This window comes from Rickettsia endosymbiont of Cantharis rufa, from assembly GCF_964026445.1.
Taxonomy (GTDB): Bacteria; Pseudomonadota; Alphaproteobacteria; order Rickettsiales; family Rickettsiaceae; genus Rickettsia.
On sequence record NZ_OZ032150.1, the window covers coordinates 220,297 to 233,131 of the forward strand.

A 12,835-nucleotide genomic window follows, 5' to 3' on the forward strand; every position below is an offset into this window, starting at 1 on the left:
GTAAAAAATTCTGATTCACAGAATTTTTTATTATTTTTTCTAGATTGCTGCGCCGCTTTGCTCCTCGCAATGACGGTTTGAGTATCCACGCAACAATGCCACGCCTTTAATGAATTTCCATCCAGTTATTACCTGCTCTTACTTCAGTTATGATTGGTACATCCATATTAGTAGAATTCCCCATGATTTTTTTGATAATAGGTGTTATGATTTCTACTTCATCAATTGGTGCTTCAAACAGTAATTCGTCATGAATTTGCAGTACTAATCTTGTTTTTAGCTTACGTTTTTCTATTTCTTGATCTAGATTGATCATGGCAATTTTAATTATATCGGCATTAGTTCCTTGAATTGGAGCATTAATAGCCGCGCGCTCTGCAAATTGTTTAAGCTTTTTATCATGAATTGAAGGTACAAAACATTTTCTGTCAAAGAAATTTGTGACATAGCCGTTGCTACTTGCAAAAGCTTTTGTTTGCTCCATATATTCTTGTACTCCTTTATATTCAGCAAAATATTTCTTGATATATTCGGATGCTTCGCCGTTACTAACATTTAATTGTTTAGCAAGCCCAAAAGCACTTATACCATAAATAATACCGAAATTTATGGCTTTTGCTTTACGCCTATGTTCGCTAGTTAGTTCATGTTTTTGCAAGTTAAAGATTTGACAAGCGGTTTGAGTATGAATATCATCTTTATTGATAAATGCTTGTTTTAGTGCTTCTATATTTGCGATATGGCTTAATATTCTAAGCTCAATTTGAGAATAATCAGCGGATATTAATTTATAACCTTCTTCAGCGATAAAAGCTTGTCTGATTTTATTCCCCTCACTAGAGCGAATTGGTACATTTTGCAAATTAGGCTCTTGTGAGCTAAGTCTCCCTGTAGTGGTAGAAGTCTGTAAAAATGTCGTATGTACCCGCCTCGTTATATTATCTATCTGTTTCGGTAAGCTATCGGTGTAAGTGTTCTTTAATTTCGTAAGCTGCCGCCATCTTAGTAATAAATCAGCGATAGGATAGCCGTGTTCACTAAGCTTCTCGAGTATTTCAGCTCCTGTTGAGTAAGAGTTTGCTTTAGCGGAAGCTTTGCCAAAAGGTAATTGCATTTTTTCAAATAGAATTTCACCAAGTTGTTTTGGTGAACCGATATTAAATTTAATCCCGCTAAGAGCGAAGATTTCTTCTTCAAGTCTAGCTATTTCTGCTCCAAATTCAGCGGATAACTGATTTAGATAATTTGCATCTACTTTAATCCCAACCTTCTCCATTTTATCCAAAATAAAACAGGTAGGTAAGTCAATTTCACTATAAAGTCTAAATGCTTTATTGTCCTTAAGCTCTAATATAGTTTGCTTATAAAGCGAAGTGAAATCAGCTACTATTTTTGCCGATTCATTGATCGTATTATCCTCTTTCAAAGCCTCTCCAAACAAATTTTTCTGTGATAAACCAGCAGATAACGCATATTGCATTAGTTCTAAATCCTCTATAGCAATAATCTCATGAGCTTGTTTTGCGTAAAATTTAAGCAGAGGTTTAAGAGAATAGGTGATTTTTTTTATGGATTTATCGGCTAGTAAATTGAAGATTATATCCGAAAACCAGTTATTATTAGTTTTAGTATTATAGGAAAAAAGGTTATTGGTAGTATTTGGAATTTTAATAATATAACTTTGGTTTTGTAGTGATAAAATAAAAGCAAGATTATCTCCTTTACGCTGAAGTAAATATATCCCGAATATTCCTATTTTCTCAGCCCCTTTAGCAAAGTCTGTTAACTCATTAGCATTACTAATTTCTTTTATTTCCGTTACTTTATTATCTGCTATCTCTTCATGCTCATTAATTTTAAAATCAAATAAATTTTCTGCTCTTTTATATAAGGATTTAAAACCGTATTTCTGTAAAAATTCTGCTAATTTATCGCTATTTGGAGGCGACCATTCTAGATTATTTAGCTGAAAATCTAAATCAACATTAGAATCAAGCCCTATTAACTGCCATGAAATAAGCGCGGCTTCTCTTGAATTTTGTAAAGTTTCACGTTGTTTTATACTTGATATTCGATCTAGAGAATTTAGTATATTTTCCACTGAACCGAATTCGGCTATAAGGCTACTGGCCGTTTTTGGTCCAATAGACGGTACGCCCGGTATGTTATCAGATCTATCGCCAATTAAAGCCATCACTTCACGTAATTTATCAGAAGTAGTGCCAAACTTTTTAACAACATCACCCTCTGTAATATATTTCCCTTTTAGAGGATCATATATTCTGATGTTTTCACTCATTAACTGCAATAAATCTTTATCGGAAGAGATAACAACGACATCCTCTCCAAATGATGCGACTTTATTAGCAAAAGTTGCGATAATGTCATCGGCTTCATAACCACTTTTTTCTAGAATAGGAAAATTTAAACTGCTTGCAACATCGCGAACTAAAGGTAATTGTGCAATTAAATCTTCAGGCGGAGGGGGGCGATTAGCTTTATATTCAGGATAAATATGATGGCGAAAATTTTTCCCGCCGCTGTCAAACACTACAGCGACATGTTTAGGCTTAAAGTCGCCCAGTAATTTTAGTAGCATTGAAGTAAAGCCGTAAAGAGCTCCAACAGGTTCACCTTTTGGTGAAGTTAAAGGCTGTTGTGCATAATAGGCTCTAAAAACGAATCCGTATCCGTCTATGAGCAATAAGGTATTTTTTTGAGTCATTTTATGATTTTATTTTTAATTCTATCGTCATTGCGAGCGAGCGTTGGTGCTGTTGCGTGGCTCATTTTATGTCATTCCCGCGTAGGCGGGAATCCAGTAAAACCTATAAAAAACTTGTTTTTTAGCAAATATGTAATTTCCTATATTAATATTGAAATTATTTTCTGGATTCCCGCCTACGCGGGAATGACATAGAACAAAAATGTCCGATACTATAGGTCAAGCCACGGGATGACACCGAGTGTGTTTCCTGCTCCACGCGGCAAAACCTCACAACCCAACCAAACTTTTAGCAAAATCATGTCGGTTGAATATTTTTAAGTCCTCTATTTTCTCGCCTATGCCGATAAAGTACACGGGTAAATTAAATTTCTGCACTACTCCGACAATTACTCCCGCTTTAGCACTGCCGTCTAATTTAGTTACGATAAGCCCCGTCAAATTAGTAGCACCATCAAAATACTCGACTTGGTTATAAGTATTTTGTCCGGTAATAGCATCAATTACTAAAATGCTATGCGTAGGTACACTCTCATCTAATTTTTTTATAACTTTTACGATCTTGGCGAGTTCGTCCATTAAGTTTTTTTTATTATGAAGCCTGCCTGCTGTATCGATAAAAAGTATATCGATATTTTGTTTTGTCGACTCTTCTATCGCGCGGTAAGCAACGCTTGCAGGATCAGCCGATTCTTCGCCGGTAATAAGTAGTGCATTTGCTCTATCCACCCAAGTGCTTAGTTGATTTATGGCAGCTGCTCTAAAAGTATCACAGGCTGCAACTGCTACTTTTTTTTCTTGTGCTGAATAGATTGCAGCAAGCTTACCTATAGTCGTAGTTTTTCCTGCTCCGTTAACACCGCAAACTAAAATTACGTTTAATTTATTCTCATTTAAAGTAAAAGGAATTTCTGATTTTGATAGCCGCTGTTCTATCAACTTAGCAAGAGTTTTTTTTACCGTGTTACTATCTATTTCCTTGTCAAATTTTATTGTTTTAAATTCCTCTATAATTTTAGTTACGGCTGAAATGCTCATATCGCTAGAGATAAGCAACTCTTCTAGCTCTTCTAGAGTTTCATCGTCTAATTTTTTCTTGTAAAATATTTTGTCGATACCTTCCGATATTTTACTAGAAGTTTTAGATAAACTTTGTTTTAATTTACTAAATATCGAAATCATATTAGATAGTTTTTGTTTTGTGGGTGTTGGTGTTATTCTCGCGTGAGTATCAAATCGTCATTGCGAGCGACTGGAAGGAGCGTGGCAATCTCGTACCAAAGTCCTGAGATTGTTTCGTCGAAACTTGCAGTTCTTCTCGCAATGACGATTGAAATACTTATTTCTTCTTACCCTTGCTTTTATTTTTGTTTCCGTCGGTAGTTTTATTGAATCTACCTAGATTTTTAACAAATTTTTGTAGCCCGTTAAGTTCTGTTCCATATGTCCTAGTATATTCACGGACCATTTCTATATCTTGTTTATGAGAGTCATCTATTACTACTATTTCCTGCATAAAATTATTAGCATCAAATGTAATTTTTACTATTGTTTGCTTTTCAATTTTTGGGTTAAGCCAAGCTCTTTGAGACATCACTCTTTCGACATAATACCAAGTGTTTTGGGAATATTCGGGTACCATACTAGGCGTACCAATTAATTCTACGACTTCCACTTTGTTTAGTTTTTTAGACTCTAATTTTACAAGTGCCGAATCATCTATGGATTGCCCTCTATTTTCAATAGTTTTGCAGCCGCTTAAGGAAAAAAAGGCTAATATACTAAAAATGTATGTTATAAAAATTTTCATAAGTTTAATTTTATCTAGATTTTGTTACAATATTATAATATACTGCTTCACTAATTTGACAAATACTTTTTAATTTATATTTAGAGAGGCTAATAATGGCAGTTCCAAAGAAAAAAACATCGAAATCAAGACGTAATATGAGACGTTCGCACTTAGCACTCGGCAAAGTTAACGTGATAGTTGATTCACAAACAGGTGAGTATAAACTTCCGCATCATATTTCTTCAGTAGACGGTACTTACAATAATCGTCAAGTAGTAACAAAAAAAATTGAAGCTGAAGAAGAAGTAGTATCTTAAATAATATATGACCTGTAAAATTATTGGCTGCGGCGGATATCTTCCTTCAAAAATAGCTAGTAATGACGAGCTTGCAAAATTTGTAGATACTAACGATGAATGGATTAGAACAAGAACAGGTATTACGCAGCGTCATATAGCAGGTGATACAGAATATACTTCCCATCTTGCTTTAAAATCAGCTGAAAAAGCTATAGCAGATGCGGGGATATCAGCAAATGATATTGATTTAATTATTACATGTACTACTACCCCGGATAATAGCTTCCCTTCGGTTGCCACTAAACTTCAAGGTTATCTTGGTTTAGCTAATATACCATCTTTTGATTTACAAGCCGTATGTGCCGGTTTTGTGTATGGATTGCAAGTAGCAAATTCCCTTATTTCATCCGGTAAATATAAAACTATTTTGCTTATAGGTGCTGAAAAAATGACACCGCTGTTAGATTGGAATGATCGTTCTACTTGCGTTTTATTCGGTGATGGAGCGGGTAGCGTAATATTACAGTGTAGTAGTGATGACTCCGGTTTAATAGACAGTAATATCTTCTCAAGCGGGGCTGATTATGAAATACTATACACAAGCGGTGGTGTCAGTATGAACGGTACTAGCGGTAAAATTATTATGCAGGGGCAGAAATTATTTCGCCATGCAATAGAAAAAATGCAACAATCTATAGAAGAGTTGTTGCATGATAATCAATTTAGCGTAAGCAATATTGATTATTTTATACCTCATCAAGCAAATATACGTATTATTAATAAACTTGCCGAATCATTAAACCTACCCGAACATAAAATAGTAAAAACCGTTGAGAAGCACGCCAATTGTTCAGCGGCTTCTATTCCTCTTGCTTTAAGTACTCTAAAAGCATCAGGCAAAATAAAAAAGGGTGATATTATACTATTTTCAGCTATCGGTGCTGGTCTAACTTGGGGCAGTGCATTAATAAGATGGTGAACAGATTTCCTGCATAAGTCATTTCTAAAGGTAATTTATACATCGAGTAGGTAGCCGAATCCTCACGTACGTCTATGTACGCTACGGTTCTGCGCTCCGCGTCCCCTTTAAATTCCTCTTTATAAGATGACTTATGCAGGAAGTCTAATATATTCTAAGATAGAACTTCAAAAATTGGCTACGTCATCCTACAAGTACTGCGGTACTGAACGTTTAAGTAACGGCTTCCGCTCCCCGTCTTGTGGATTCCTTTCTTTTTCCTCAGTTGATCTCTGTCTATCAATTGCTTTATTTACTCGGAGTATACTCGTCTATCCATCCATCGACGCTAAATAAAATGATATTTTTACAACATTTATACAGAAGTAATTGCATTTTATAATATTTTAGCCTTTAAACTAATAAAATAATAATATATACTAACTCACATAGCTTTTGGTTAGTTTGTAATTTATAACTAACTAAAATGAATTCAATACTAATAAATTATAATCTTCTAAGGAGTTTAATTATGAAAATAACAAAAATTACATTAACTTTTCTTGCATTATTTGTGCTTGCAGGGTGTAATACAACAAAAAGAGCGCCTCAAATGGACGGTATGATGAATCAAAGTGAAGAAACATCATTAATGAAAGATTTCGAGAAGCATGCAGGGAATGCAGTATGGTTTGCTTTTGATAGTTCTTCTTTATCACCAAAAGCTAAAGAAGAGTTAGAAAGACAAGCTTGCTGGTTATCAAAGCATCCCGAAGTAAAAGCTACTGTTGAAGGGCACGCGGATGAAAGAGGTACTAGAGAGTACAACTTAGGTCTAGGTGAAAGAAGAGCAGCAGTAGCGAAAAAATTCTTAGCTCATAAGGGAATTGATCATAACAGATTAAATACAATCTCTTACGGTAAAGATAGACCTGCTATGATGGGTAACACTGAAGAAGCTTTTGCTTGTAATCGTAGAGCTGTAACAGTTGTACATCACTAAAATTATTTACTAATTATAGTTTATTAAAAGGTCGAGTAGTAAGCTCGACCTTTTTTATTTATAACCTGTTTGTCATTTCTGTGTGGCAATCTCATGAAATAACAACAAACTCCTGAGATTGCGAACGTACAATTACTTTGTAATTTCCGTAGCTTATGATGAAAAAGCTAGCCCACATTGTCCTGTTTTTAGTCAATACCTAAAAAACACAAAAATTTTACTAGACTTGAACGTATAAAAATTATATAAATTTCAAATAAAAAGGGGCTGTAGCTCAGTTGGTTAGAGCACGCCGCTCATAACGGTGTGGTCGTAGGTTCAAGTCCTACCAGCCCCACCACACGATTCTTATTTTAATTCATAACAAACTACGTTGTAATAATAATCTTTTTAATTTTCCATACGCAACAGCCTAGACTTGAATTTATAATGATTAATCTAAAAACACTTTCTTGGTATCTTACTAAATTATATTCTAAGTGTTTCGTTATTATATTATTTCTTTTAATCGGTCTGTTAATTATCTCAAATATTTTTGATCTTTTGCAAAAATTCAAAAATATTTATGCCCCTTTTAGTTTTTTTTGGAGACTTGTCTTATATAAAATTCCTTATTTATTAGGTCAAGTATCTTCGTTAATTAGTTTTACCGCTATGTTATTTTTTCTTAGAAATCTAACAAAAAATAATGAATTAACAGCTATATTATCTAGCGGTATTCATATTTGGCAAGTGCTTGTTATTCCGTGTATCGTAACTTTAATTTTAGGTATAGTTTTTATGACCATATTGAATCCTATCGGTACTACAGGTTTACAAAAATATGATTTATTAGAAGCAAAACTGACAAAAAAAGCCTTAAGTGAAGGTATAATATCTAGATCCGGTTTATTATTTTTTGAAGCTTTAAATGATGAAAATCAAATCATTCAAACACAATTTATTAATGTTGCCGAGAAAAAATTAAATAATATTACAATTTTATTTGTTGATAGTAATAATTCTTTCTTAAAGAGGATTGATGCATTATACGGTATTATTGAAAATAAAACGTTACATTTAAATAGAGTAAAGGTTTTTACAAAAGAGAAGACCACAACCTACAATAATTTAACTATACAGACAAATTTATCAATTAATAGTTTAGTAAATAAATTTATTCGGCCTGAAATGGTTTCTATTTGGAATTTACCAAAATTAATTAATGAATTATTAAATTCAGGTTTACCGACTATTAATTATCAAATTTATTATTACAAGCAATTATTTAAACCTGTAATGATGACGGCAACTGTCATTTTAGCGAGTTGTTTTATTAGTCTTAAACAGCGTGATAATTCACAAGAAAAAATATTGATATTAGGTTTATTTTCAGGTTTTATAGTATATTCGTTATCAGAAATATTGTTGAAAATACTTACTTATAATAATCTGTCTTTAATTGCTGCCATTTTATTACCTAGTATGCTAATATTTTTTATTAGTAATTTTATTATTTTACATTATAAAGAGATTTGAATAATGTATTTGGTTGTGGTTTGATGTATGGTCCACCAAGCGATTTAGTGTCATCCCGTGACTTGACCACGGGATCCAAAAAATAATTTAGAATATGCATTGTTTTAGCATTTTTAACTGGATCCCGTGATCAAGCCACGGGATGACACTAAGAATTAAAAATAAGTTTTTAGAATTTAGAGAGAAAAAATAAAATGATAAGGAAATTTTTGGAGGGATTTTCTTCCGGTATGGCTATAGATCTCGGTACGGCAAATACTATTGTCTATCAAAAAAATCGTGGCATTGTTCTCAGAGAGCCTTCTGTTATTGCTTTAATAAAAAAAGACGGTGCTTTTGTGCCTTATGCTTATGGTCATGAAGCAAAAATGATGCTTGGGCGTACTCCTACGGATATTGAAGCAAAAAGGCCTTTAAAAGACGGTGTTATTGCCGATTTTAAAGGTGCAGAAGAAATGATAAAGTATTTTATTAGAATGGTGCATAATCGTCGCTCTTTTTTTGGCCCGACAATTGTTATTTGTGTGCCTTCCGGTTCTACGCCGGTTGAGCGTCGTGCTATCCAAGAAGCAGCGGAAAGTGCGGGTGGTAGGGATGTATATTTAATTGAAGAGCCTATGGCAGCTGCAATCGGAGCAGGGCTCCCCGTAACGGAGGCGACAGGTTCGATGATTGTCGATATTGGAGGAGGTACTACGGAAGTTGCAGTTTTATCACTAGGCGGCATAGTATATGCAAGGTCGGTAAGAGTTGGTGGTGATAAGATGGATGAAGCTATTATTTCATATATAAGAAGACACTATAATTTATTGATAGGTGAGGCTACTGCTGAAAAGATAAAGCAAGAAATAGGCACGGCTTATGTAGATGAAAAGGTTGAACCAAGAAAGATGGAAATTAAAGGGCGTGATTTAATTTACGGTATTCCTAAAGAAATGGTATTGAATGAAAAACAAATTGCTGATAGTCTAATTGAACCAGTAAGTCAAATTGTTGAAGCGGTAAAAGTGGCGCTAGAAGCAACGCCCCCCGAGTTATCTTCAGATATAGTCGATAAAGGAATTGTTCTAACAGGCGGCGGCTCATTATTACGAAACCTTGATTTTGTTCTTAGTGAAGCCACTAAATTGCCAGTGATAGTTGCAGATGACGCCCTTTCTTGTGTGGCACTTGGAATAGGAAAAGTACTTGAAGATTTTACAAAGCTAAAACATGTACTATTTAAACAGGATTAAAAATGGCAATACTTGCAAATAGAGTAAAAAATTCTTCAAATTCATTAGAATTAATAAGAATAATATCAAATGCCCTTAAGCGTTTTTTTGTTATATTTGGGCTTGGATTATCTGTATATTTATTTTTTACTAAGCCTAAAAAAATATCTAGTATATCTCTTGAAGTAACCGGTAGTATAGTATCAACCGGTTTAGCAGTTTATGAAGATATATTTGAATATATCAATTCAATAACACAAAAATTTGCTTATTTTCAAGATTTAGAAAGGAAAAATATAGAACTTAAGCTCGAAATAGCAAGATTACAACATTTGCAAAGTGAAGTAGAATCAGTAAGAGCCGAAAACATTGCATTAAAAGATTTGTTAACGATTGCTGAGGAAGAAGAATTTAAATATATTACTACTAAATTACTGAGTGTTTCCTTTAATCCCTTTTCTAGAACTGCTTTGATTTCTGCGGGTAAAAAGCAAGGTATTGAACCTGATCAAATCGTTGTTAATTCAGGAAAATTAATAGGAAAAGTAATAGAAGTTAGCAATAATTATGCTAAAGTGATGTTAATTAGCGATGTTAACTCCAGAATACCTATTAAAGCTAACTCTTCAAGAGAACAAGGTATTTTAGCAGGTAATAATAATAATAGTAAAATTTTATACTTGCCTAACAATCATTTAGTACAGAAAGACGAGGAGATAATAACCTCCGGACACGGTAATATTTATCCTGCAGATATTTTAGTAGGCTATGTGTCTAAGGTTACGCAGCAGGATGTTATAGTGGATATAGCAGCTGATCTATCTAAAACAGAATTTGTACAGATATTATTACCTAAAGAATAATGAAAAAGGACTATTTCGGCATTATTACTGAATATATTTGTATAATAATCTATAAACTAAAATTTTATCAAATACTGCATCATAGAAAGCGTTATTATGTCGGTGAAATAGATACTATTGCGTTACGTAATAAAGAAATTGTTTTTATTGAAGTCAAAGCAAGAAGCTCTAAAATTGATGATAGATTTGTATCTTTCAATCAGCAAAGAAGAATTACTAGAGCTGCTGAAATGTTTTTAAGTAGCAATTCTAAATATAGAAATTATAATATCAGGTTTGATTTGGTAATTATAAGGTCTTATAAATTACCCATAATTATAAAAAATGTTTGGTAATACCGGCGTTGTTGCATGGATCGAAAAACCTGCGCGATGTATTCCCGCGTGGATCGGAAAATCTACTTAATTGTCATCCCCGCGTAGGCGGGGATCCAGAAAAAAGGTATAAATACAACAAATTTTTAAAATTAAAAGCTCGGTTTATCTTGCTTTACCATGGATTCCCGCCTGCGTGGGACTGACATAAAACGAGCCATGCAACAAAAGCTCCGCCTATGCGGGGATGACAATTAAGTAGGTTTTCCGATCCATGAAACAAGGCTAGTAATACCCAACAAACTTCGTATACTACTCTTTATTTATTCAGAGGTTATTAATATGGCGCTTGCTACTAAAGTAAAAGAATTTTTAGAAGAAAAATTAAAACAAGAAAAGATAGATCGTAAATATCTTGCTCAGGTTACTGATATCCCTTACACGACCGTTAGCAGAATTATGAGAGCAGAAGTTAATCGCGAATTTAATCCTGAAATAGATACTATTTTAAAAATAGCAAAATATTTTAATTGTACTATGGATGAGGTGATAAAAAGAAAAGTATCTAACAAATAAAAACTACAATATGATAACGAACAATAAAGGGCTGATTATAATTTTATCTTCTCCTTCAGGCACAGGTAAATCAAGTTTAGCCAAAGAATTATTGAAAATAGATAATAATTTGCGTTTATCTGTTTCTGCGACTACAAGAAAACCTCGTTTAGGAGAAATAGAAGGTATAAATTATTATTTTAAAACAGGTCTTGAGTTTGAAGAATTAGTTAAGCAAAACCAATTCCTTGAATATGCTAAAATATACGACCATTATTATGGTGTGCCTAAAGAATATGTGGAAATGTTATTAAATCAAGGCTTGGACGTTTTATTTGATATTGATTGGCAAGGAGCAAGAAGTATTAAGAAAAATGCTACTAATGTTGTTTCTATATTTGTATTGCCTCCTAGTATTGAAATACTGGAACAGCGCTTAAGAAATAGAGCAACCGATAATGAAGAAGCAATAAAATTACGTATGCAGTCAGCGCAAAACGAAATATCACACGCTAATGAGTATGATTATATAGTTACTAACGATGATTTTGATGATACGCTTAAAAAAATACATGAAATTATTATAGCTGAAAGAGCAAATACTATTTAACCTCTACCATGCGGACTCCGTGGTTTAGGTTTAGGAGTAGAAGGAGTTAGGCAAGGCTTGGCTACCGGAGGAGTAATAGTTATACGAGGCTTAGGTCCGGGTTTAGCCTCGGTTACTACGTTTTTAGGAGTAAGAATAGACTTAGGAGCTATTGGAGTTTTTGTGATCATGTTAGGAGCAGCACTAGGTATTGTTGTTTTTGGTTTAGGGCCGCACCTCCATTTTACAGATGTGAATATTAAAAGGCTATACGTTCAATAAGAGTTCCGATGACTTTATCATGAATATCCAATGACTTGGAAAAACAAATTGTTTTACGTGTCAGTCTTTTGCATCTTGTTCTAAGATTTAAGTTACCCCGTTCTATCCGTTGAGTATATTTTTTACTAACAATGTGTTTTTTGGGATCTAATAACCTAGCAGGTCGCACCCCCGTATTGCAGCTTAGCATGAATAGTCTATAATCCTCAAACAGTAATAAGAGAGAATTATAGTTAAGGAGTTATGACAAGAATATATGTTAAGTGTAGATCAAGAATAGATGTTAAGTGTAGATATTATAACGACACAGAAAAAGTAGTAAAGGCGGGATATTCAATTTCAAAACAACAGAGATATCAATGCAAGCAGTGTAATCGATATTTTTAACTGTAATATATTAATAATGCCTCTAAGCCTGGAGTCAAGGCTCAGATAGTAGATATGTCAATCAATGGCTCTGGAGTTAGGGATACAGTAAGAGTATTAAAAGTGGGTATCAATACGGTTATCCGTGTTTTAAAAAAAAATCTAGCGTTAAAAAAGATAAATCATTCTATCAATACGATAGAAGTAATTATTGCTCCTGAAATAGATGAACAATGGTCTTATGTACAGAATAAATCCAAACAAAGATGGCTTTGATATTCTTTGGATAAGATTTTGTTAAAAGTAGTTGCTTATACTTTTGGTACAAGATGTGATAGCACATCAGAATCATTACTG

At 33.5% G+C, this 12,835-nt stretch carries 15 protein-coding genes and 1 tRNA gene; 12 read left to right on the forward strand and 4 right to left on the reverse strand.

All coding sequences use genetic code 11. The features are described 5' to 3' along the window. Window positions 1–106: 106 nt before the first annotated feature. The 3 genes from polA to AAGD46_RS01155 all read right to left on the reverse strand — a co-directional run bounded on the left by polA (window position 107) and on the right by AAGD46_RS01155 (window position 4,535). Window positions 107–2,725 (reverse strand): DNA polymerase I, encoded by a 2,619-nt coding sequence (gene polA / locus AAGD46_RS01145; protein WP_341787438.1) that lies wholly within the window; start codon window positions 2,723–2,725, stop codon window positions 107–109. 270 nt (window positions 2,726–2,995) lie between these two features. Next, window positions 2,996–3,907, reverse strand: coding sequence for a signal recognition particle-docking protein FtsY (gene ftsY, locus AAGD46_RS01150; RefSeq protein ID WP_341787439.1), 912 nt, complete (start codon window positions 3,905–3,907; stop codon window positions 2,996–2,998). Window positions 3,908–4,064: 157 nt separating this feature from the next. Continuing rightward, a complete protein-coding gene (locus AAGD46_RS01155) occupies window positions 4,065–4,535 on the reverse strand; it encodes an outer membrane protein assembly factor BamE (protein WP_341787440.1) in 471 nt (156 codons plus the stop codon). 95 nt (window positions 4,536–4,630) lie between these two features. Here AAGD46_RS01155 and rpmF point away from each other — a divergent pair, with 95 nt between their 5' ends. From rpmF to AAGD46_RS01215, 11 genes are all read left to right on the forward strand, one after another. Next, window positions 4,631–4,834, forward strand: a complete 204-nt coding sequence (gene rpmF, locus AAGD46_RS01160; RefSeq protein ID WP_341787441.1) for a 50S ribosomal protein L32 — start codon at window positions 4,631–4,633, stop codon at window positions 4,832–4,834. Window positions 4,835–4,841: 7 nt separating this feature from the next. Beyond that, window positions 4,842–5,795, forward strand: a complete 954-nt coding sequence (locus AAGD46_RS01165) for a beta-ketoacyl-ACP synthase III (protein ID WP_341787442.1) — start codon at window positions 4,842–4,844, stop codon at window positions 5,793–5,795. Window positions 5,796–6,306: 511 nt separating this feature from the next. Then, window positions 6,307–6,777: a peptidoglycan-associated lipoprotein Pal gene (gene pal / locus AAGD46_RS01175; protein ID WP_341787443.1), complete on the forward strand. Its 471-nt coding sequence runs from the start codon at window positions 6,307–6,309 to the stop codon at window positions 6,775–6,777. A 263-nt stretch (window positions 6,778–7,040) separates the two neighbouring features. Then, window positions 7,041–7,117: transfer RNA gene (locus AAGD46_RS01180), tRNA-Ile, on the forward strand. 89 nt (window positions 7,118–7,206) lie between these two features. Then, window positions 7,207–8,295, forward strand: coding sequence for an LptF/LptG family permease (locus tag AAGD46_RS01185; protein WP_341787444.1), 1,089 nt, complete (start codon window positions 7,207–7,209; stop codon window positions 8,293–8,295). A gap of 194 nt (window positions 8,296–8,489) precedes the next feature. After that, entirely contained in the window at window positions 8,490–9,530 is a 1,041-nt protein-coding gene (locus tag AAGD46_RS01190) for a rod shape-determining protein (protein ID WP_341787445.1), read from the forward strand. Between the two features lie 2 nt (window positions 9,531–9,532). Next, a complete protein-coding gene (mreC, locus tag AAGD46_RS01195; protein WP_341787446.1) occupies window positions 9,533–10,372 on the forward strand; it encodes a rod shape-determining protein MreC in 840 nt (279 codons plus the stop codon). Continuing rightward, the gene (locus AAGD46_RS01200; RefSeq protein WP_341787447.1) at window positions 10,372–10,707 is read left to right on the forward strand and encodes a YraN family protein; all 336 of its coding nucleotides are present in this window, start codon (window positions 10,372–10,374) and stop codon (window positions 10,705–10,707) included. The genes mreC and AAGD46_RS01200 overlap by 1 nt, the downstream gene beginning before the upstream one ends. A 321-nt stretch (window positions 10,708–11,028) precedes the next feature. Next, the gene (locus tag AAGD46_RS01205) at window positions 11,029–11,262 is read left to right on the forward strand and encodes a helix-turn-helix transcriptional regulator (protein WP_341787448.1); all 234 of its coding nucleotides are present in this window, start codon (window positions 11,029–11,031) and stop codon (window positions 11,260–11,262) included. Window positions 11,263–11,272: 10 nt separating this feature from the next. Continuing rightward, window positions 11,273–11,851 (forward strand): guanylate kinase, encoded by a 579-nt coding sequence (gene gmk / locus AAGD46_RS01210; RefSeq protein WP_341787449.1) that lies wholly within the window; start codon window positions 11,273–11,275, stop codon window positions 11,849–11,851. 57 nt (window positions 11,852–11,908) lie between these two features. Beyond that, window positions 11,909–12,112 (forward strand): hypothetical protein, encoded by a 204-nt coding sequence (locus tag AAGD46_RS01215; RefSeq protein ID WP_341787450.1) that lies wholly within the window; start codon window positions 11,909–11,911, stop codon window positions 12,110–12,112. On the opposite strand, the gene AAGD46_RS01220 is transcribed toward AAGD46_RS01215, so the two are convergent. Next, window positions 12,090–12,302, reverse strand: a complete 213-nt coding sequence (locus tag AAGD46_RS01220) for an IS1 family transposase (RefSeq protein ID WP_341787451.1) — start codon at window positions 12,300–12,302, stop codon at window positions 12,090–12,092. The genes AAGD46_RS01215 and AAGD46_RS01220 overlap by 23 nt on opposite strands. A 251-nt stretch (window positions 12,303–12,553) precedes the next feature. On the opposite strand from AAGD46_RS01220, the gene AAGD46_RS08515 reads away from it, so the two are divergent. Continuing rightward, a complete protein-coding gene (locus AAGD46_RS08515; RefSeq protein WP_410525940.1) occupies window positions 12,554–12,754 on the forward strand; it encodes an IS1 family transposase in 201 nt (66 codons plus the stop codon). Window positions 12,755–12,835: the final 81 nt, after the last annotated feature.

What these genes read in the sequence shown, in the direction of transcription:
- AAGD46_RS01190 (WP_341787445.1), top strand. Translation starts at nt 8,490, where the DNA reads ATGATAAGGAAATTTTTGGAGGGATTTTCTTCCGGTATGGCTATAGAT.
- AAGD46_RS01165 (WP_341787442.1), top strand. Translation starts at nt 4,842, where the DNA reads ATGACCTGTAAAATTATTGGCTGCGGCGGATATCTTCCTTCAAAAATA.
- polA (WP_341787438.1), bottom strand. Translation starts at nt 2,725, where the DNA reads ATGACTCAAAAAAATACCTTATTGCTCATAGACGGATACGGATTCGTT.
- ftsY (WP_341787439.1), bottom strand. Translation starts at nt 3,907, where the DNA reads ATGATTTCGATATTTAGTAAATTAAAACAAAGTTTATCTAAAACTTCT.
- gmk (WP_341787449.1), top strand. Translation starts at nt 11,273, where the DNA reads ATGATAACGAACAATAAAGGGCTGATTATAATTTTATCTTCTCCTTCA.
- pal (WP_341787443.1), top strand. Translation starts at nt 6,307, where the DNA reads ATGAAAATAACAAAAATTACATTAACTTTTCTTGCATTATTTGTGCTT.
- AAGD46_RS08515 (WP_410525940.1), top strand. Translation starts at nt 12,554, where the DNA reads ATGTCAATCAATGGCTCTGGAGTTAGGGATACAGTAAGAGTATTAAAA.
- AAGD46_RS01185 (WP_341787444.1), top strand. Translation starts at nt 7,207, where the DNA reads ATGATTAATCTAAAAACACTTTCTTGGTATCTTACTAAATTATATTCT.
- AAGD46_RS01220 (WP_341787451.1), bottom strand. Translation starts at nt 12,302, where the DNA reads ATGCTAAGCTGCAATACGGGGGTGCGACCTGCTAGGTTATTAGATCCC.
- AAGD46_RS01155 (WP_341787440.1), bottom strand. Translation starts at nt 4,535, where the DNA reads ATGAAAATTTTTATAACATACATTTTTAGTATATTAGCCTTTTTTTCC.
- rpmF (WP_341787441.1), top strand. Translation starts at nt 4,631, where the DNA reads ATGGCAGTTCCAAAGAAAAAAACATCGAAATCAAGACGTAATATGAGA.
- AAGD46_RS01205 (WP_341787448.1), top strand. Translation starts at nt 11,029, where the DNA reads ATGGCGCTTGCTACTAAAGTAAAAGAATTTTTAGAAGAAAAATTAAAA.
- AAGD46_RS01200 (WP_341787447.1), top strand. Translation starts at nt 10,372, where the DNA reads ATGAAAAAGGACTATTTCGGCATTATTACTGAATATATTTGTATAATA.
- mreC (WP_341787446.1), top strand. Translation starts at nt 9,533, where the DNA reads ATGGCAATACTTGCAAATAGAGTAAAAAATTCTTCAAATTCATTAGAA.